We start from the raw sequence: 19,610 nt of genomic DNA, 5'->3' as shown, positions 1-19,610 counted from the left end.
TCCCCAATGGAGAAAGCGATGCATTCGATGCGCAAGCTCGCCGTTGCCGCCATGCTCGGCATTGCAGCGTACAGCGCTCACGCTGCCAACGTGCTCGTGGTGTTGTCGGATTCCGATCACCTCGATCTGAAGGACGGCAAGGTCTTCGCGACCGGCTTCTACCTGAACGAACTGATGCAGCCCGTGAAGGCCTTGCTTGATGCCGGCCATCAGGTGACCTTCGCCACGCCCGAAGGCAAGGCGCCCACGATGGATGCCACGTCTGCCGACAAGATGTACTTCAACGGCGACGAAAAGGCGATGCGCGACTACCGGGCTTTGCTCGACAAGCTGCAGATCACGTCGCGCTCGCACTCTCCCGTGATCAGTCTGTCGCGGGTGGAGCAGATCGGTTACGGGCACTTCGATGCCGTCTATGTTCCCGGCGGCCACGCGCCGATGCAGGATCTTCTGACGAGCCCCGCGGTCGGCCGACTGCTGGCCGATTTTCACGCGCGCGGCAAGACCACGGCGCTCGTTTGTCATGGTCCGATTGCGCTGCTGTCGACCCTGCCCGATGCACAGGGCTTTGCACGAAAGCTCGCCTCGGGAAACACGAGCGACAGCTACCCGAAATGGATCTATGCCGGTTACCGCATGACGGTGATCAGCAACGCGGAAGAAGCGCAGGCGAAAGGTCTGCTTGGCGGCGGGGTGATGAAGTTCTATCCGCAGACTGCGTTGCAGCAGGCAGGCGGAATCTATAGCAGCAACGAGGTGCCGTTTACCGCGCACCTGGTGACCGATCGCGAATTGATCACCGGCCAGAATCCGGCCTCCGCACTCGACGTCGCCGGTGAAATGCTGAAGCGGCTGAAGTAATGCCACGCAATGGACCGGCGTGGCCGGTCCTTCGACGAGTAAAGGAGAAGCAAACAGTGGATCTGCAACTTGAAGGTAAAACCGCCATCGTCACCGGCGCCACTGCCGGCATCGGCATGGCGATTGCACGAACGTTGGTCGGCGAAGGCGTGTCGGTCACGATCACGGGGCGTCAACGTGACAAACTCGACACGGCCGTCGCCGAGATCTCCGCTGCCGCGCAGCGCGGCAGCGTGCGCGGAATCGTCGCTGATGTGAGCGGCGAGCGAGGTGTTGCGGAACTGATCGAGGTGCAGCCGGATACGGATATTCTCGTGAACAACCTCGGCTACTACGAAGCCAGGCCATTCACCGAGATCACCGATGACGATTGGCGGCGAATGATCGATGTCAACGTGATGTCGGGTGTCCGGCTGTCACGTCATTACTTTCCTCGCATGCTCGCGAAGAACTGGGGGCGTGTGATCTTCATGTCCAGCGAAGTCGGGGCGTTCACGCCGCCGGACATGGTGCACTACGGTGTCAGCAAATCGGCTCAGCTCGCGGTCTCGCGCGGAATGGCCGAACTGACGAAGGGGACGGGTGTGACGGTCAACAGCGTGCTGCCGTCCGCTACGCGCTCTGAAGGCATCGTGGCGTATTTGCGGCAGACCGCGCCACGACCCGATATGACCGATGCGGAAATCGAGTCCCACTTCTTCGACACGTACCGTCCGAGTTCCCTGATCGCACGCATGATCGAGGCCGACGAGATCGCCGCGATGGTGGCGTTGCTGGCCAGTCCTTTGGGTGCGGCGTCCAACGGCGCGGCGGTGCGCGTCGAAGGCGGCACCTTTCGGTCGATTCTCTGAACAGGTGCCTCGATATGTCCGCCCACGTCATCGTCGCGCTCGTCGAAGCGAAGCAAGGTTGCGAGGGGGGCTGGTGCAAGCCCAACGAGCGCTTGTCGAAATGGCGTGCCACCAGCCCGGCTGTCTCAGCGACGAACTGCATGAATCGCTGGATCAGCCCGGGACGGTGGTCTTCTTCGAGCAATGGCTGGACCGCGCCGCCTGGGAGCACCACATGCGCAGCCCGCTGATGGACGCATTCCGCGCGACCGCCGGTCAGTGGATCGGCAACTTCAAGTTGCTGCATCTGCATCAGATCGCATAACCCCATCCAACGCACTGGCCAACCTTCATCATGTTCAAGCGCTCGAATCGAGTTGCGGCATTTGCTTTCGCCATTGCCTTCATCCATTGCGCGACCGCAGCGACTGCGGTGGCCGACACCCGGCTCGAGCGCTGGCGAAGCTATGCCGGCGTGAGCTGGGAGATTTCGAAAGACGGCCGGGATCCCGCGCCGTTCGCAGGCTCGGTCAATGCACCGATTGCCGGGCTTCATTTCGACGCACGCGGCGCCGCATACGTGAGTACGCCGCGCTTCGTCGCGGCATCGACGCCAGCGACGCTCAGCAGGCTGGATACGCGATCGACTACCGGCCCGGCGCGGCTGACGCCATTCCCATCAATGAAAGGCAATGCCATATCGACCGCGCCAGGCGAACATTTGCGCAACGTGCTGGGCTTTTACGTCGACCGCGGAAACGATTGGTTATGGGCGCTCGACATGGGGTTCGTTGCCGGCGAATCCGAGGCACCTGCGGGCGCCCAGAAAATCGTCGTGTTCGATTTGAAATCGGGACGAATCGTGAAGCGCATCGGCCTCGATGGCGTAGCCGATCGTGCCGGCAGCTTCCTCAACGACATCGTCGTCGACGAACGCAGGCGCATCGCCTACGTTTCCGACAGCGGCTCGCGCAGTGCGCCCGATAACAAGGTGGGCCTGATTGTTGCCGACTTCGCTTCAGGTACGGCACGGCGTGTGCTGGACAGGCATCCGGGTTTGCAGGTCGAAGCGGGGGTCAAGGTCGTTGCCCACGGCGTTGAAGTATGGCCGGGAAAGCCGCTGTCGATCGGTATCAACGGTATCGCGCTGTCGCCGGACGGCGCGACGCTGTACTGGACGGTGACGACGGGGACACGCGCGCGCTCGGTTCCGACCGCCGTTTTGAGACGGCACGGTTCGACAGATGCGCAGATTGCCGCGGAGATTCATGATCTTGGCGCTGTTGGCGGCAACACGGACGGAATCGTGATGGATTCGCGGGGTGTGCTCTACATGACCGACGTTACGCATAACGGCATTGTGAAGTACGAGCCGCGCACGAAGTCGATGTCGTTGATCGCATCCGACGACGGCGTGCACTGGCCAGATACGCCCGCGATTCATCCGAACGGGGATCTGATCTTCACGTCCAGTGCGCTAAGCGATCACGTTGCGGGCATCGTGGAGCGCGGCAGCGAGCGTTACGACTTGTGGCGGATCGGCGCTGCCACGCCGGTTCGACCAGGGTCGACATCCGCATGTGGTGAAGCTAGCCCGATTTATTGATCGAAAATCAAAAATGATTCGTTCCGACTCGTGGTTATCAACGGAACGAAGCCGCACTATCGTAGCGGCTTACGATTGGTGCTCGACTCTCTTCCCATGAAGACCACACTAGACGAAATGCTCGCGTTCGTAACGATCGCAGACACCGGTTCGCTGACAGGTGCAGCGGACCGGTTGCATCAGCCGACCTCCGTGATGAGCCGAATCCTGCGGCGCCTGGAAGATAAACTCGACACAACGCTGATCAGGCGCACGACACGCCGGCTGGAGCTCACGGAAGAGGGCAACGTCTTCCTCGACTATGCGCGAGACATTATTGCGTCGGTCGAGTTTGCCGAAGACCAGATCGCCCGGCAGCGCGAAACGCCGGCGGGCCGTCTGCGGATCAATGCTGCGATGCCGTTCATGCAGCACGTGATCGCGCCGATGATGCCGGGGTTTCGCGAAGCCTATCCGGCGATCGAGGCCGAGCTTCATACGAGCGACGAGATCATCGACTTGCTCGAACAACGCACCGATGTCGCGATCCGGATCGGTGAGTTGCGCGACTCGACACTGCACGCGCGCAAGCTCGGCAGCAGCAGGCTGCGTATTCTCGCCAGCCCGGCCTATCTGGAGAGGGCCGGAACACCCGAGAGCGTGGACGATCTTGCGATCCATACGCTGCTCGGCTTCGTCCAGCCGGAGACGCTGAACCACTGGCCGTTGCGCACCTCGGCCGGCGATGGATACCGGGTACAGCCTGCGCTGCAGGCATCGAGCGGCGAGACGCTGCTGACGCTCGCGCTCAATGGCGCCGGCATCGTGTGCCTGGCGGATTTCATGACGGGTACGCATCGCCGCGACGGCAGTCTGGTCGAACTGCTCGTTGACGACACCACTGAATTTCGCCAGCCGATTCATGCGGTCTACTATCGCAACGCGACGCTGTCGTCACGCATCGTCAGTTTTCTTGACTACGTCGGCGCACAGTTGAAGGAAAGCGGCGACATCGACTGAGCGAAGTCGGTGAATGGCCGCTCATGTTGCGGCGTCAGGGCGGCCTGTTCGATCGATATCGGACAGGTCGCCCTTTTTTCCATCGACCGATCCGCTGCCTCGATCGAATCCCGGGAGCAGTGTCTACTGCCCCAGTGCGCTCATCAGCCTGACGTGGCTGAGCACTTCGTCGGTCCGTGCCTGCGCGAGCGAGTCTTCGGCCGCGAGCAGCGAACGCTGCACTTCCAGCGTATCGATGAACGCCGATTCGCCGCTGTGCCACGACTGGTTGATCTGCGTATATGCACCGCGCGCGTTTGCCACCGCGCGTTCGAGGCGCTCGGTGCGACTGTGATCGCGGGCAGTCGCCGCCACCGACGTCTCGACATCGCTGACCGCCGTCAGCACCGTCGCGCGATAGGCGGCGAGCGCCTGATCCGCCTGCGCACGGCGTAGCGCGACGACGCTGCGCCGCCGCCCGCCGTCGAACAGCGGTGCGCTCGCGCCGGCGCCTGCCATCCACGCAAGCGACCGCGCGAGTGTGGCACCCGAGAAGCCGTCGATCGCCGCGCCAATCACGCCGATCAGTTGCAGGTGCGGCTTCAGGTCGGCCTCGGCCACGCCGATTCGCGCATAGGCCGCGACGACGCGTGCCTCGGCGGCGCGGACGTCCGGCCGTCGGCGCAGCAGGTCGGCCGGCGTGCCGATGCCCGGCGTGGCGGCTGTCCACGCTGGCCCTGGCGCGGGCGGGTCGAGTTGCGCGTAGATGTCCTGCGGCGTCGACGCGGTGATGATCGACAGCCGATGAATCGCGGTCTGCCGCTGCAGTTGCAGCGCGGGCAGTTCGGCCAGCGTCGTCTCCGTCTGCGCGGCGGCGCGGTCGACGTCGGCGACCGGCACGACACCCGCGTCGAATAGTCGCCGCGTCGATTCCTCGGTGCCGCGCTGGCTCAAAGCGTTGGCCTCGACCAGTGCGAGCCGCTGTTCGAGTCCGCGCACCGTCACATAGGTGCGCACGGTTTCGTCGATCGTTGCGATCCGCACGGCCGCCGCATCATTTTGCGCGGACGCAATGTCCGCGTCGGCAGCCGAGACGCCCTGGCGGATGCGGCCGAAGATGTCGATTTCCCATGCGAGGCTCGCGTTCAGATCGAACGCGTTGCCTGTCGTCGGCGTATCGGTCGGAAACGCCTGCGACGCGGACAGCCGCTGGCGGCCGGCGCTCGCATTCAGGTCGAGCGACGGGAACCACTGCGACGCCGCGCCGATCCGCACCGCGCGCGTCGCGTCGATGCGCGCGACCGCCGCCCGCAGGTCGAGGTTGTGCGCGAGCGCCGTGTCGACCAGCCGGTCGAGAATCGGATCGTGAAAGCCGTGCCACCACGCATCGGTGTCGGCGGCCGGGCCGCTGGCCGCGAGGTCGGCATTCGCATAGGTCGCGGCCAGCGGCGGCGGCGAAACGGTGGCGACCGGCGCGCTCGTGCACGCGGTCAGGACGGCCGCCGCGGACAGCGCGGCCACGAGTCGAACGAATTTCATTGCACCACCTCCGTCGCGACGGCCGCGACAGCGGTCTTGCGCATCGCGAGCCGGCGAACCATCACATAGAAGACGGGCGTAAACAGCAGCCCGAAGAACGTCACGCCGATCATCCCGAAGAACACGGCCGCACCGACCGCCTGGCGCATTTCCGCGCCGGCGCCCTCGGAAATCACGAGCGGCAGCACGCCGAGAATGAACGCGAGCGACGTCATCACGATCGGGCGCAGCCGCTGCACGCATGCTTCGACGACGGCCTCGACCAGTTCGATGCCGTCGGCTTCCAACTGCCGCGCGACCTCGACGATCAGGATCGCGTTCTTCGCGGCGAGTCCGACCAGCACGATGAAGCCGATCTGCGTGAGGATGTTCACGTCCTGGCCGAGCGCGCGCACGCCGAGCGATGCGGCAAGCAGGCACATCGGCACGATCAGCAGGATCGAGACGGGCAGGCTCCAGCTGCCGTACTGCGCGGCGAGCACCAGATACACGAGCAGCACGCACAGCGGGAACACGAGCAGCCCCGTGTTGCCAGCTGTGGTCTGCTGGTACGACAGATCGGTCCATTCGAACGAGATGCCGGGCGGCAGCACCTGCTTCGCGAGCGTTTCCATCGTCTTGATCGCAAAGCCGGAGCCCAGGCCCGGCGCGGTATCGCCGTTGATTTCGGTGGCCGGATACAGGTTGTAGCGCGGCGCGCGATCGACGCCGAGCGTGTCGTCGATGCGCGTGACGCTGCCGATCGGCACCATCTCGCCGTCGCGGTTGCGCACCTTCAGCCGCGCGAGATCGGACGCATCGACGCGGAACGGCAGGTCGGCCTGCGCGGTCACGCGGTAGGTACGTCCGACGATGTTGAAGTCGTTGATGTAAGTCGAGCCGAAGTACGTTTCGACCGCATCGTTGATTTCCTGGCTGGGCACGCCGAGCATCTCGGCCTTCTCGCGGTCGAGTTCGACATGCACCTGCGGGCTCGTCGCGGAGTAGGGCGTATAGACGCCGACCATGCCGGGCGTGCGGTTTGCGGCGGCCACCAGATCCTGCGTCGCCTTCGCGAGCGCGGCGGTGCCGAGGCCGTTGCGGTCTTCCAGCCGCATCGCGAAGCCGCCCGTGCTGCCGAGACCCTGCACCGGCGGCGGCATCGCGACGACGATCGACGCTTCCGTGATGCTCGCCAGCCGTTGACGCATCTCGGCTGCAATCTTCTCGATCGTCAGGCCCTGCTTCTTGCGTTCCGGCCACGGTTTGAACACCGGGAACAGGCCGGCGCTGTTCGCCGAATTCGTACCGGTCGCCGCATTGACGCCGGAAAACACCGGCACGCGGGCGACACCGGGCACCGACAGCGCGATGTCCTCGATCTTGCGCGCGACCGCGCTCGTGCGTTCGAGCGTCGCGCCGTCTGGCATCCGCACGAGTACGACGAGGTAGCCGCGATCCTGCGCCGGAATGAAGCCCTTCGGGCTCGATACGAGCAGATAGCCGGTCGCGGCGATCAGCACGACGTACAGTGCGGCCATCGCAGGGATAATCCGTACCACTTTCCGGACCAGCCTGCCATACGCATCGGACAGGCGCTGGAACACGCGGTTGAATGCGTTCGCGAAGCGCTGCACGACGCGCATCGCAGGCGCGAACCACGCGGCAACCCGCGACACGGGCGCGGCGGTATCGTGTTCGTCGGCATGCGCTTTCAGGATCATCGCCGACAGCGCGGGCGCGAGCGTCACCGACGTAAAGAACGAAATCGCGGTCGACACGGCGATCGTCACGCCGAACTGGCGGAAGAACTGGCCCGAGATGCCCGGAATGAACGAAGTCGGCACGAACACCGCGCAGAGCACGAGCGTAATCGCGAATAGCGCGCCGCCGACTTCCTTCATCGTCAACAATGTCGCGTCGCGCGGCCCAGCACCGGTCGACAGGTGCCGCTCGACGTTCTCGACCACGACGATCGCATTGTCGACGACGATCCCCACCGCGAGCACGAGACCGAACAGCGTCAGGTTGTTGATCGAATAACCGAGCACGGCCATCGCCGCAAACGTGCCGACGAGCGACACCGGAATCGACAGGATCGGGATGATCGACGGCCGCCAGCCCTGCAGGAACAGCAGCACGACGAACACGACGAGCACGACGGCCTCGTAGATGGTCTTCACGAGTTCGTGGATGCTGTCGCCGATGAACGCGGTCGGGTTGTAGCCGATGTTGTAGACGATGCCCTTCGGGAATTCCTTGCTCAGCTCGGCCATCTTCTTCTCGACCGCATCCATCGTCGCGACCGCATTGGCGCCGGGCTGCTGCAGCACCTGCAGCGCGATCGTCGGGTGGCGCAGCATGTAGCTGTCGGTCGCATAGGCGAGTGCGCCCACTTCGATGCGCGCGACGTCTTTCAGCCGCACGAGCCGACCGTCCTTGCCCTGCTTGACGACGATGTCGCTGAAATCCTCGGGGCGCTTGAGCCGTCCTTCGAAGATCAGGTTCGGCTGGAAGGCCTGGTTCGTGATAGGCGCCTGCGCGACCACGCCGCCCGCGAGCTGCGTGTTTTGCGCGCGCACCGCGGCGATCAGGTCGCTCGGGCTCAGGCCGAACGACGCGACGCGCTCGGGATCGAGCCAGATGCGCATCGAGTATTCGCGCGCGCCGAGCGGGTTGATGTCGCCGACGCCTTCGATCCGCTTGAGCACGTCCGCGACGTTGCGGATCGCGTAGTTCGATACGTACAGCGGGTCGTAACGCTGGTCGGGCGAGTACAGGAAGATCGTGCCGAGCTGCGTCGGCGACGATTTGCGCACCGACACGCCGCTGCGCTGCACGGGCTCGGGCAGGCGCGGCGTCGCGAGCGCGACGCGGTTCTGCACGAGCACCTGAGCCTTGTCGACATCGGTGCCCGGCTTGAACGTCACGGTGATGTTCAGGCTGCCGTCCGACGTCGCCTGGCTGTACATGTACAGCATGTCTTCCACGCCGTTGACTTCCAGTTCGATCGGCGTCGACACCGTCTGGGAAACCGTTTCCGCGGAGGCGCCCGGATAGGTCGCCTGAATCACGACGGTTGGCGGCGCGATGTCCGGATACTCGGACACCGCGAGCGAGAAATAAGCCAATGCGCCGGCGATCGTCAACACGATCGACAGGACGATCGCGAGCACCGGTTGCTGCACGGACAGGCGGCCGAGGTTCATTGTGCACTCCCTGTCGTAGCGGTTGCGGGACCGGCGGCATTGGCCGTCTCGATCGCGCGCGGAACGATCTTGACCTTGTCGCCGGCCTGCACGCGCTGGAAGCCATCGACGATCACGCGGTCGCCCGCATTCAGCCCCGCGTCGATCTCGCGCAGGTTGCCGTACAGGCGGCCGGGCGTCACCGGGCGGATCGCGACGACGCCGCTCGCGTCGACGAAATACAGCACGCGGCGTGTCGCGTCGGTTGCGACGGCCGAATCGGGAACGAGCAGCGCGTGGTGCGCGACGCGGCTCGACAGATACACGCGGCCGAACTGGCCGGGGCTCAGGCGCCGGTCAGGATTCGCGACGCGCGCGCGCTGCCGCAACGTGCCTGTCGAGTTGTCGAGGCGGTTGTCGACGAAATCCATCGTGCCCGTCAGCGATGGCTGCGTATCGCCCGGAAGCGCGATCGCAACCTGCCGCGACGACGCGTTGCCGCCGCTTTTCTGCGCTTCGCGCGTATAGCGCAGGTAGCTTTCCTCGTCGACGTCGAAGTAGATGTCGATCGGATCCTGCGACACGATCGTCGTCAGCACAGTCGCGTCGCTGTCGCCGCCTTTCACGAGATTGCCCTCGCTGACGAGCTTGCGGCTGATGCGGCCGGACATCGGTGCGACGATGCGCGTGAACGACAGGTCGAGCCGCGCGCGTTCGAGCGCGCCTTGCGCGCTCGTCACCTCGGCCTGTGCGCTTTGCACGGCCTGTCTGCGCTGGTCATAGAGACTTTGCGCGATGGTGTCGGTCTTGATCAGGATGCTCGCGCGCTCGAAATCCTGCCGGCTCAGCTTCAGTTGCGACTGCGCGCGTTCGAGCGCGCCCTGTGCAGCGGTGACGGCCGCCTGGTATGGGCGCGGATCGATGACGAACAGCAAGTCGCCTTTGCGGACGGTCGCGCCGTCCTGGAATGCGACCTTGTCGAGATAGCCGCTCACGCGCGGGCGCACGTCGACCGTGTCGACGGCTTCGAAGCGGCCCGTATAGACGTCGACGTCGTTGACGTCGCGCGCGACGGGCGGGCTGACGATCACGCTCGGCGTCGCGGCCGGTGCGTTGTCGTCCGACTTGCAGCCGGACAACGCGAGCAGCGCGGCCAGCGGAACGGCGGCCAGCACGGCCGGTAGCGCGATGCGCTTCAATCCTGGATATCGGTTCATGTGCGTGCGAAATATCGAGTGAGGCGCATCGCGCCGGATGGTGCGCAGTATCGTGCGCGGCGCACGGCGGATAAACAGATGAAGCGGTATAAGAACTTGTACTGCGCAGTCACGAATCGCCGCGCGGGGCGACGATGTGCGAGCACGGTCGTGCTGGATGGAGGGACAGGCGGGACGTTCAGCGACGACGCGCGGCCCGAATGCCTGTTCAGGCGGTTCGGGCCGGCAATGCGGAGGGACGGGACGGGCGTATGCGTGTGTCGAGAGGCCGGCTCTCTTGCGCGTCGATGCGAATCAATGGCCGCGATAGATCGAGTCGCGGCCGTTGACCATCATCGCGCGGCCGGATTCGCTGGTGGAGCGGCCTTCGCTGCCGTAGCCGGCCGTCGCGGCGGCCGGTGCAGTGCTCGGCGCACTCTGTGCGACGGCGTTTTCGCGGACACGCTTTTCGGCGGCGAGGATCGCTGCCGGATACTGGTTGTGATCCATCGCCGGACGATAGCCGGCGGCGACGAGTTGCGCGAGTTCGGCCTTCACCTCCGCACGGGTCAGTTGACGGTCGGACTGTTGCGCGAAAGCGAGGGCCGGGGCGAAAAGAATCAGCGCGACAAGGGTACGAGAGCGGAACGATTTCATGACAGGAACCTGTATTGGTTGAGAGGACCGCAGCGACCTTCGTGTCGCTGCGGTGATGCCAATATAGGGCGGGTGATGTCGATGAAAAATGGCAGATGAACAAATTGACTTTTGATCTTATGTCATGAGTCGCGCATCAGGTTTCACATGTACCCCCCTGGATTTATGGGCTGTGCCTTGTCTAATCGACTGGCTTTTTGGAACCGTATCCAGGCTCATTCAATATCGTCCAGCTTGACTCCGGTGTTGTTCTTCCATGTCAGCACGGCGCAACTCGCGACTACTGCCACCACGATGAGATAGACATTGAATAGCTGCCCCTTGTTGATGGAATACAGCCATGCATTCAGATATGAGGCGGTGCCGCCGACCGACTGCGTGACGAGCAACGTCCACGGCTCGCTGGAAATCAGGCTCCAGAGCGGAAAGAGGGTGATCTAGATGCCGAGCAGCGAGATGAGCGTCGTAACCTTGCGTCCAGCGAAATCGAAAAGGCGCCCGATGAGCGGAAGCGCGATCAGATAGATCGCCTGGGCGATGCAACTCAATGTGAACGCGCTTCGCAGACGACGGTTCGTCGAAATTGGCTACCCAAGCTCGGCGCCGCTGGACGATGCGACCTCTGCCATGTTACGAAGGGAGGCGCATGCCAGTTTTCCCTTGATGAGGTGACGTAGCTAATGAGAATGCAACTCAAATCCGTATTTGCACTGTCGGTGCTCGCATGTGCCGTCGCAGCACAGGCCGAGGTGGTCAAGATCGGCGTGGCAGGCCCGCTGACCGGCCCGCAGGCGCTGTTCGGGAAGGATGACGAGCGCGGTGTAAGGCTGGCGATCGACGACCTCAACGCGTCGAACCTCAAGATCAACGGACAGCCGGTCAAGTTCGAGTTGCTCTCGGAAGACGATCAAGGGGATCCCAAGACCGGGATGTCGATTGCCCAGAAGCTCGTCGATTCGGGCGTCAAGGCCGTGATCGGCCACTACAACTCCGGCGTGATGATCCCTACCGACAGCATCTACAACAACGCGCACATCCCGGTCATCACTGGCGCTGCCTCGAATCCGGCGATCACGGCGGCTGGACTGCCGTACGTTTTTCGCCTGGCGGCAAACGACAATGTGATGGGCGCGCGGATGGCCGAGTTCGCGCACAATCAGCTCAAGGCAAAGAAGGTCGCGGTGATTGATGACCGGACCGCGTACGGTTCGGGCGTCGCCGATGTTTTCGTGGCAACGGCGAAGAAGCTGGGGATGACTGTTGCGACCCGCGAGTACGCGACGGATAAGTCGGTCGACTTTACCGCGATTCTGAACAAGATCAAGGGAACGAAGCCGGACGCGGTCTTCTATGGCGGCTACTACGCGCAAGCCGCGATCGTCGGCCGCCAGTCGCGAAAACTTGCGCTCGATGCGCCGATCCTCGGCGGCGACGGGATCTGCTCGGTCGAGCTGCCCAAGCTGGCCGGAGGCGCACTCGACGGGCGTGGCTATTGCGCTCAGGGTGGCTTTCCGCTTGATCAACTGGCGAAAGGCCCGGAGTTTGCCGCTCGGTACACCAAGGAGTTTGGTGGCAAAGCCGACATTTACTCACCGGCGTTTTATTCGGCCACGATGCTCGTTGCCGATGCCATGAAGCGCGCCAACTCGACCGAGCCGGAGAAGTTCGTTCCGCTGTTGAAGAAAGATGCTTTCTCGACGTTGGTCGGCACCGTGCGTTTCGACGCTTCCGGCGAATGGGTTAACGCGCCGGTGACGCTCTACAAGATCGTCGACGGAAAGCTGAAGCCAATCCGGCAGTAAAGAGCTGCCGTCTCCAGGAACGCGAGGTAGCTGTTCCGCATTGCCGGTGTGGACATGAGTCAGACGACGGGATCGCGACTGCCGGGCAGGAACTCGACACCGTTCGTCTGACACGCGCGATATCTGTGCCACGAGGTCGTCGCCATCAAACCGTCGTGACACGGTGCGATGCCCTGACCGTGCATCGCACCGGAACCCGCTTCGCGAAGCAGCACGGAGAAGCGTTCCTGTCCCTTATGTGAGATCGAATCAGAACAGGTGCTGGATGCCCGCGTAGACGCCCGTCTGGCTGTGGCCGGGCGTCGGGTTGTCGTTGTATCCGCCGCCGGCAATGGGGCCTCCCGCGCCTGCCGCGTTCGACTCCAGACCAAAGTTCGCATTCTTGCTATTGCGAATCGTGGCGATCTGCATGTCGAAGAGCGTGCGCTTCGAGATGTTGTATGTGCCGCCGATCGTGTAGATGTTGGCGTTGCCGCCGCCATGATTGGCATTGACGTGATAGACGGCACCCGTCAGGGCCGCGGCCGGCGTAGCCTGCCAGGTGACGCCGCCCCAGACTTGCTGCGTCGACGTGATGCCGTTGTTGGCGGCCGGCGCGCCGTTCGCATGCGAGGTCTGATAGGCCGCCTGCAATTTGAACTGGCCGAGGAACACGTTCACGCCGGCGAAGTACTCGCGGGAATAGTTGAACACGTCCGAGAACTTGCCGTTGACGTCGCGCGCTTCGTCATAGATGCCGCGAACCTGGAAGTACGAATTCGTGTAGGTCAGTTGCAGGCCGTCGGCACGACCTTGTGCGGTTGTGCCGTTACCATTCCAGCTCGTTGCGTTCGACAGCGAATACTGGCCATATACGTCGAAACCGTAGAGGCTCGGCGACTGATAGGAGATGTTGTTGCTGGTCTTGTTCCAGTTGCGCCCGCGCACGAGCGAACCGGACGACCAGGACGTCTGGCCGAGCGGATCGAAGTCCCACAGCCCGTTCGAGATCGAGAGCTCGCGGCCGAGCAGCAAGGTGCCGTATGAGTCATTGGAAAAACCGACCGTTGCCCAGCGATCCCAGATGGAGCCGGCGCCGCCGAGGCCGCCGTTCATCGCATTGAACGAGCCTTCGAGGTGGAAGACTGCCTTGTTGCCACCGCCAAGATCCTCGGAACCTTTCAAGCCCCAGAGGCTGGTACCCCAGTCGCCGCTTTCGGCACGCCAGCGGCTTGTCGTGCCGCCATTGCCGTTGGCCATGCCGTTCAGGTACTCGATGCCCGCGTCGAGGCGGCCGTAGAGCGTGACACTGCTTTGCGCGTGGGCGAGGATACCTGCGGACATCAACGTGGCGGTGAGTATTGCTTTTTTCATAATTGGCTCCAAACCTGTCAGAAAGAAAAACGCGTTACTGCGGTACAACAGCTCCGGCACGTACTATCACCGGATTAAATAAGGAAAACGAAATTATTTATTTTTGGAACGCCTGTCGTGTCCAAACAGGCAGGCGGATGGGCCTCGGTTTGCGAAGTGTCCAGCCGGGTAAGCTGGACGAGGTCTCCTTGGTCGCCTGGAAAAGAAGCGAAGCTTCAGGAAATTCAGGTAGTACGACTATTCATGGATAAGGTGCCGGATGATCGAGCGGTCGTTGAGCCAGCATCTGCCTCGGAGCAATTGCCTGAGGATCTGAAGCAAGAGCGGTCCGATGTGCGATACCCACTTAATTTTCGGCGAGTACCTCGAATCGGTAAGCGATTTCGGTTGGCGTGTCCGGGTTCAGTGCGAGTGCCGTTCGGACGCCTCGCGAGTTGATCGGATTGGGGCCGAGCGAGATCGCGCGGCCAAGCTCGAATGCGCTCGCAACCGGCTCGATGCCCACGCAGAGGTTGCGGCCGTTCCATGGCGCGTAGGCGCGTCCGCGGTTGCTGATCCACAACAGCAGTGACGGCAGCGCGTCGGCATCCCACGTCAGCCGGTAGCGTGTGCCGGTGGCGGTGTCATTCATCGTGACCGAACCGTCGATTCCGCAGAGCTGGAGGATTTCTTCCGTGGACTGCGCGAGCGGTAGCCGGTCAAACGCGCCGACGCCGCCGGCCGCCAGGGGTACGGACTCGAGCGTTTCGAAGGTCGCACCGGCGAGTGCGGTCGATACGCCGGGTTCGGGGCCTGCCGGATGCACCATCCCGAAACGGTACGTGCCCGGCTCGATTCGAAATGCGCCGGTAAGCGTGGGCAATGCGAGATTCGGATGGAGTCCGACGGGCAATGGAATCGATCTGCGCGCTTCGATGCGGAGCGTGATGTCCAGGGCGGCGCAAGCCGGATCGGCGCGCACGATGCGGGTGAGTCGCGCGATTGCCGACGTTTCCGGATATTCGATGCCGATTTCGATCTCATGCGGCGTCCGTCTGACGAGCGACCACGTGCCGGTGCACCCATAACCATGCTGCAGATCGTCGCTCGCATCACGTGCGGCGTCATGCGGGGTCGACGGCGTCGCAGCGGTTTCCCGCCAGCCGGCGGGCAGTTGATCGGGGGAGTATGGGACACCGAACGGTACGCACGGGAATTCGCTGCGCATGACGCCCAGCAGCCCGGAGGGTTGTGGTTCGGCTCGGCCGATCCACGGGGCTTCATAAAACGGACGGATCGTTCGGTTGCCTTGCTGAAGCGCAACGCCGCCAAGCATGCCTCCGGCTGCATGGAGATCGAACGCACCGTGCGTCCATTCGAGATGCCAGACTGTATCCATAGCTTCGTCAGGTGTAATCGGATAGGGCGTTGGGTCGATAGGAAGAGGCATGCTCGCGCGGATCAGTTCTCTTCCTCGCTCCAGCATGTGCCGTGTCTCGCCAGCAACGCGCTTGCCTGTGCGGGGCCCCAGTTTCCGGCGGAATACGGTCTGGGCTCCGTCTTCAAGCCGAGAATCGGCGCGACCCAGCGCCATGCGGCCTCCTGTTCGTCGCGACGCACGAACAGGGCGAGTCGGCCGGCGATCACGTCGAGCAACAGGCGCTGATACGCTTCCATCCGGTCTTGCTGAAAGAAGCGGTCGAACGCGAGGTCAAGGGAGACGCCTTGCAAGGTCATGCCGAGCCCCGGCCGCTTCGCGAGGGTGCTCAGGCGAATCGATTCGTCCGGTTGCAGCTGAATCGTCAGCCGGTTCGGCCCCGCCCAAAGTGCCGTCGGGCCGAGCGTCGAATGCGGCGGGCGCTTGAACGTAACGACGATCTCGGCCACGCGTCGCGCCAGTCGCTTGCCGGTGCGGAGGAAGAACGGAACACCGGCCCAGCGCCAGTTTTCGACCTCGGCCTTCAGCGCCACGAACGTTTCGGTCGTGCTGTCGGCCCGGATCCCGGATTCGTCGCGGTAGCCCGGTACCGGCTGCCCGCGGACCACGCCCGCGCGATACTGTCCGCGCACGACGTTCTGATGCAACGTTTCTTCGGTGAGCGGCTTGAGCGCGCGCAGCACGCGCAGCTTCTCGTCGCGGACCGCGTCGGCTTCCATCGAATGAGGCGGTTCCATGGCGACGATCGCGAGCAACTGCAGCAGATGGTTCTGCACCATGTCGCGCAGTGCGCCAGTCTGGTCGTAAAACCCGCCGCGCCCGCCGACGCCGAGTTCCTCGGCAACCGTGATCTGAATGTTGTCGATCCATTCGCGACGCCACAAAGGCTCGAACATCACGTTGCCGAACCGCAGCGCGAACAGGTTTTGCACGGCTTCCTTGCCGAGGTAATGATCGATACGGTAGATCTGCTCTTCCGAAAAGATCTGGCCGACCGCGTCGTTGATCGCCGTCGACGAGGCGAGATCGTAGCCCAGCGGTTTCTCGAGCACGATGCGCGAGGTCGGCTGGGCGAGCCCTGCCTGTGCCAGCGCGCGGCAGATCGGCACGAAAAGCGACGGCCCGGTCGCCAGATAAAAAATCTGGCGCGACGATGTCGGCGAAAGCACGCTGGCCAGGCGCGAGAAGCTGCCGGGCTGGCTTGCGTCAAGTGCCACGTACGAGAGCCGTGCGCAGAAATCGCGCCATGCGCTTTCGTCGAACCGGGCCTCCGTCAGGTGCGGCCGCACCGACGCGTCGACCCAGTCCAGGTAGCCGGCGGTATCGAGCTCGTTCTGCGCAACCGCGATGATGCGGCCTTCGGGGGCGAGCAGGCCATCGCGATGAGCGGAATAGAGCGCCGGCAGGATCTTGCGCATCGCGAGATCGCCGGTGCCGCCGAACAGCACGAATTCGAACGGCGCCGGGGTAGAGGAAGACGGGGTGTGCGCATTCATTGGGCTGCGCTCGCGGTTGCGATTGACGCTGCGATCAGAGCTTGTACTTCGGCTTCCGTCGGCGCATAGGCGCCGGCGCGCGAGGCGACGAGCGCCGCACAGGCGGCAGCGAATCGCAGATGCTCGGCCGCGGCGGCTTCCGGGTGCGTCAGCAGGCTTGCCATCCAGCTGCCGACGCATGCGTCGCCGCAGCCGACCGTGTCGGCGACCGTGACCTTGAATCCCGGCTGCACCACCGTTTCCTCGCCTGCGAAGAGTTCCATGCCAGCCGCTCCGCGCGTGACGAGTACCGCAGCCTGCGGTGCCCATGCACGGATTCGCGCGAGCGCAGCTGCCTCGTCGAGCTCGGGGAACAGGCCGGTGAGATCCTCGTCGGACACCTTGATGTAGTCCGAGAGACCTACCATCGTGCGCAAGGTGTCGCGGTACGACGGATCGGCCATCGGCGCGCGAAAGTTGGGGTCGAACGAAATCCGCTTGCCGGCAGCACGCACGACACGCGCAATGTCGATCAGACGCGACGCGAGGGGCTCGCGCACCAGGCCGAGGCAGCCGAAATGAACGATTTCGACGGCCTCGAGCCAGTCCGGAGGCAGTGCGGTCGGATCGAACGCGAGATCGGCGCTATTCTCGCCGACGAAGAAATACTGCGGCGGCCGCGTCGCTACCACCATGGCAAGAAGCGGCGGGCGGTCGACCTGCTGCGTGAAACGCATGTCGAGGCCGGCTTCGGCGCTCTTTCGCATGAGTTCGTCGCCGAATATGTCGGCGCTCACGGCACCGGCAAAGCCGGTCGGCGCGCCGAGGCGCGCGCCGACGCGCGCGACGTTCCAGCATGCGCCGCCGGCAACGCTGTGCCAGCGGTTCGTGTCGTCTCGAATGAAATCGGTCAGGGCTTCGCCGAAGATGACCAGTCGCGGTAACTTCATCATGGGATCCGGGATGTCAGGCCGCGGCGTGACGCTGCGTCTTGAAGCGGTTGATCAGTTGGTTCGTCGAACCGTCGTGCGAGTGAACCTGCCCTGGGGTGAGCAACTCGTCCTCGATCGCCACCGCGAGCTTCTTGCCGAGTTCGACGCCCCACTGGTCGAACGAATTGATCCGCCATACCACGCCTTGCACGTACACCTGGTGTTCGTACAGTGCGATCAGCGCGCCGAGCGACGCCGGATCGAGCGTGTCCAGGCAAATCGTGTTGGTGGGCCGGTCGCCTTCGAAATTGCGGTGCGGCTCGGTCGTCGAGCGCGATCCGTTCATCAATGCCTCGGACTGTGCGAAACAGTTTGCGACGAGGACGGCATGGTGATCGTCGAACGCGTGATGCGGCCGCATGCACACGATGAAGTCGGTAGGGATGATGGCGGTACCCTGGTGCAGGAGCTGGAAGAACGCGTGCTGCCCGTTCGTACCCGGCTCGCCCCAGATGACCGAACCGGTGGCGTAGTCGACGCGCTCGCCGCCGAGCGTCACCGACTTGCCGTTGCTTTCCATGTCGAGCTGCTGAAGATACGCGGGCAGCCGGTGCAGATAGTTGTCGTACGGCGCGATCAGATGGCTCGTCATGCCGAGGAAATTCTGATGCCAGATGCCGATCATCGCGAGCAGGACGGGCAGGTTGCGTTCGAGCGGGGCTTGCGCGAAGTGACGGTCCATCGCGTGCGCGCCGTCGAGCAGCTGCTCGAACGCATCCATGCCGGCCATGATCGCGATGGGCAGCCCGATGGCGGACCATAGCGAGTAACGTCCGCCCACCCAGTCCCAGAACTCGAACATGTTGCCGGTATCGATGCCGAATGCCGAAACGGCCGCTGCATTCGTCGAGACGGCGACGAAATGCTTCGCGATCGCCGAGTCCGGCATACCGCTTTCGAGCAGCCAGGCTCGGGCGGTGTGGGCGTTCATGAGCGTCTCGCGGGTCGTGAACGTTTTCGACGACACGATGAACAGCGTCGTTTCCCGGTTCACGCGCTTGAGCACTTCGGCGATGTCGGCCGCGTCGACATTCGAGACGAAATGCATCTGCAACCGTTCATGCGCGTACGGCTTGAGCGCCTCGCACACCATCTTGGGGCCCAGGTCCGAGCCGCCGATGCCGATATTGACGATATCGGTGATCTGACGGCCCGTATGACCGCGCCATTCACCGGAGCGCACGGCATCGGAGAAGCGCCGCATCCGGGCAAGCACGTCTTTCACTTGCCGCGACACGTCGACGTCGTCGACGATTCTCGGCGTACCCGAACGGTCACGCAGTGCGACGTGCAGCACCGCGCGGTTTTCCGTGCGATTGATTCTCTCGCCGGCGAACATTGCGTTGCGATGCACGTCGACATCCGCCTCGCGGGCGAGCGCGACGAGCAGGGCGATGGTTTCGTCGTCGACAGGGTTCTTCGAGTAATCGACGAAGAGCCCGGCCGCCTCGAGGCTGAAGCGTGATGCGCGCGCCGAGTCGTGGTCGAATCGTGCACGGATCGAGACGCCGGACAACGCGTCCCGATGGCTGGCGAGCGCGCGCCACGCGCGCGTTTGGGTCAATGAGGTCATGTTCGTGTCAGGCCCGGAATGTGTTGGGACAGGTTAGTGCGAGCTCCAGCCCTTGTAGCTCTTCACGTTGTCGCGCGTGACGAGCGTCGGCTCGATCAGGATCATCGGGTTGGCCGGCTTCTGGCCGTTCATGATTCCGTAGCCGACGTTGACGGCCTGCTGCG

16 protein-coding genes and 1 pseudogene are annotated in these 19,610 nt (G+C 63.8%); 6 read left to right on the top strand and 11 right to left on the bottom strand.

The annotated features are described in order from the left end of the window. Positions 1 to 6: 6 nt before the first annotated feature. From DIE15_RS33385 to DIE15_RS33365, 5 genes are all read left to right on the top strand, one after another. Positions 7 to 861, top strand: coding sequence for a type 1 glutamine amidotransferase domain-containing protein (locus DIE15_RS33385; RefSeq protein ID WP_244104975.1), 855 nt, complete (start codon positions 7 to 9; stop codon positions 859 to 861). 56 nt (positions 862 to 917) lie between these two features. Next, positions 918 to 1,712, top strand: a complete 795-nt coding sequence (locus tag DIE15_RS33380; RefSeq protein WP_057929505.1) for an SDR family NAD(P)-dependent oxidoreductase — start codon at positions 918 to 920, stop codon at positions 1,710 to 1,712. 100 nt (positions 1,713 to 1,812) lie between these two features. Next, on the top strand, positions 1,813 to 2,016 hold the full coding sequence (locus tag DIE15_RS33375; RefSeq protein WP_242431922.1) for a putative quinol monooxygenase: 204 nt from the start codon (positions 1,813 to 1,815) through the stop codon (positions 2,014 to 2,016). 30 nt (positions 2,017 to 2,046) lie between these two features. Beyond that, positions 2,047 to 3,297 carry an L-dopachrome tautomerase-related protein gene (locus tag DIE15_RS33370; protein ID WP_260428411.1) on the top strand — a complete coding sequence of 417 codons (1,251 nt, stop codon included), beginning with the start codon at positions 2,047 to 2,049 and terminating at the stop codon, positions 3,295 to 3,297. 96 nt (positions 3,298 to 3,393) lie between these two features. Further along, positions 3,394 to 4,296, top strand: a complete 903-nt coding sequence (locus DIE15_RS33365; protein WP_124835553.1) for a LysR substrate-binding domain-containing protein — start codon at positions 3,394 to 3,396, stop codon at positions 4,294 to 4,296. Positions 4,297 to 4,419: 123 nt separating this feature from the next. On the opposite strand, the gene DIE15_RS33360 is transcribed toward DIE15_RS33365, so the two are convergent. The 5 genes from DIE15_RS33360 to DIE15_RS37260 all read right to left on the bottom strand — a co-directional run bounded on the left by DIE15_RS33360 (position 4,420) and on the right by DIE15_RS37260 (position 11,223). Further along, positions 4,420 to 5,814: an efflux transporter outer membrane subunit gene (locus DIE15_RS33360; RefSeq protein ID WP_124835536.1), complete on the bottom strand. Its 1,395-nt coding sequence runs from the start codon at positions 5,812 to 5,814 to the stop codon at positions 4,420 to 4,422. After that, positions 5,811 to 9,002, bottom strand: a complete 3,192-nt coding sequence (locus DIE15_RS33355; RefSeq protein ID WP_057929509.1) for an efflux RND transporter permease subunit — start codon at positions 9,000 to 9,002, stop codon at positions 5,811 to 5,813. Before DIE15_RS33355 ends, DIE15_RS33360 begins: the two co-directional genes overlap by 4 nt. Further along, positions 8,999 to 10,198, bottom strand: a complete 1,200-nt coding sequence (locus DIE15_RS33350; RefSeq protein WP_124835535.1) for an efflux RND transporter periplasmic adaptor subunit — start codon at positions 10,196 to 10,198, stop codon at positions 8,999 to 9,001. The genes DIE15_RS33355 and DIE15_RS33350 overlap by 4 nt, the downstream gene beginning before the upstream one ends. Before the next feature lie 294 nt (positions 10,199 to 10,492). Further along, positions 10,493 to 10,834 carry a DUF4148 domain-containing protein gene (locus tag DIE15_RS33345; protein WP_124835534.1) on the bottom strand — a complete coding sequence of 114 codons (342 nt, stop codon included), beginning with the start codon at positions 10,832 to 10,834 and terminating at the stop codon, positions 10,493 to 10,495. A gap of 215 nt (positions 10,835 to 11,049) precedes the next feature. Continuing rightward, positions 11,050 to 11,223: a hypothetical protein gene (locus tag DIE15_RS37260; RefSeq protein ID WP_175827231.1), complete on the bottom strand. Its 174-nt coding sequence runs from the start codon at positions 11,221 to 11,223 to the stop codon at positions 11,050 to 11,052. A 297-nt stretch (positions 11,224 to 11,520) separates the two neighbouring features. Here DIE15_RS37260 and DIE15_RS33335 point away from each other — a divergent pair, with 297 nt between their 5' ends. Next, positions 11,521 to 12,636, top strand: coding sequence for a branched-chain amino acid ABC transporter substrate-binding protein (locus DIE15_RS33335; RefSeq protein WP_260428410.1), 1,116 nt, complete (start codon positions 11,521 to 11,523; stop codon positions 12,634 to 12,636). A gap of 249 nt (positions 12,637 to 12,885) precedes the next feature. Here DIE15_RS33335 and DIE15_RS33330 read toward each other — a convergent pair whose 3' ends face one another. From DIE15_RS33330 to DIE15_RS33305, 6 genes and pseudogenes are all read right to left on the bottom strand, one after another. Then, positions 12,886 to 13,989 (bottom strand): porin, encoded by a 1,104-nt coding sequence (locus tag DIE15_RS33330; RefSeq protein ID WP_057929514.1) that lies wholly within the window; start codon positions 13,987 to 13,989, stop codon positions 12,886 to 12,888. A gap of 346 nt (positions 13,990 to 14,335) precedes the next feature. Beyond that, positions 14,336 to 15,454: a hypothetical protein gene (locus DIE15_RS33325; protein ID WP_260428409.1), complete on the bottom strand. Its 1,119-nt coding sequence runs from the start codon at positions 15,452 to 15,454 to the stop codon at positions 14,336 to 14,338. Beyond that, positions 15,430 to 16,902, bottom strand: coding sequence for a glucose-6-phosphate dehydrogenase (zwf, locus tag DIE15_RS33320; RefSeq protein ID WP_124835532.1), 1,473 nt, complete (start codon positions 16,900 to 16,902; stop codon positions 15,430 to 15,432). Before zwf ends, DIE15_RS33325 begins: the two co-directional genes overlap by 25 nt. Beyond that, entirely contained in the window at positions 16,899 to 17,834 is a 936-nt protein-coding gene (locus tag DIE15_RS33315; protein WP_057929516.1) for a carbohydrate kinase, read from the bottom strand. Before DIE15_RS33315 ends, zwf begins: the two co-directional genes overlap by 4 nt. Before the next feature lie 13 nt (positions 17,835 to 17,847). Further along, positions 17,848 to 19,446, bottom strand: a complete 1,599-nt coding sequence (gene pgi, locus DIE15_RS33310) for a glucose-6-phosphate isomerase (RefSeq protein WP_124835531.1) — start codon at positions 19,444 to 19,446, stop codon at positions 17,848 to 17,850. A 33-nt stretch (positions 19,447 to 19,479) separates the two neighbouring features. After that, positions 19,480 to 19,610 (bottom strand): annotated as a pseudogene (locus tag DIE15_RS33305) (ABC transporter); the annotation flags it as partial.

It is taken from the genome of Burkholderia sp. Bp9031 (assembly GCF_003857965.1).
In the GTDB taxonomy this organism is placed as follows: Bacteria; Pseudomonadota; Gammaproteobacteria; order Burkholderiales; family Burkholderiaceae; genus Burkholderia; species Burkholderia ambifaria_A.
Note: the sequence above shows the minus strand (reverse complement) of the source record. Positions and strands in the feature narration are given on the sequence as shown.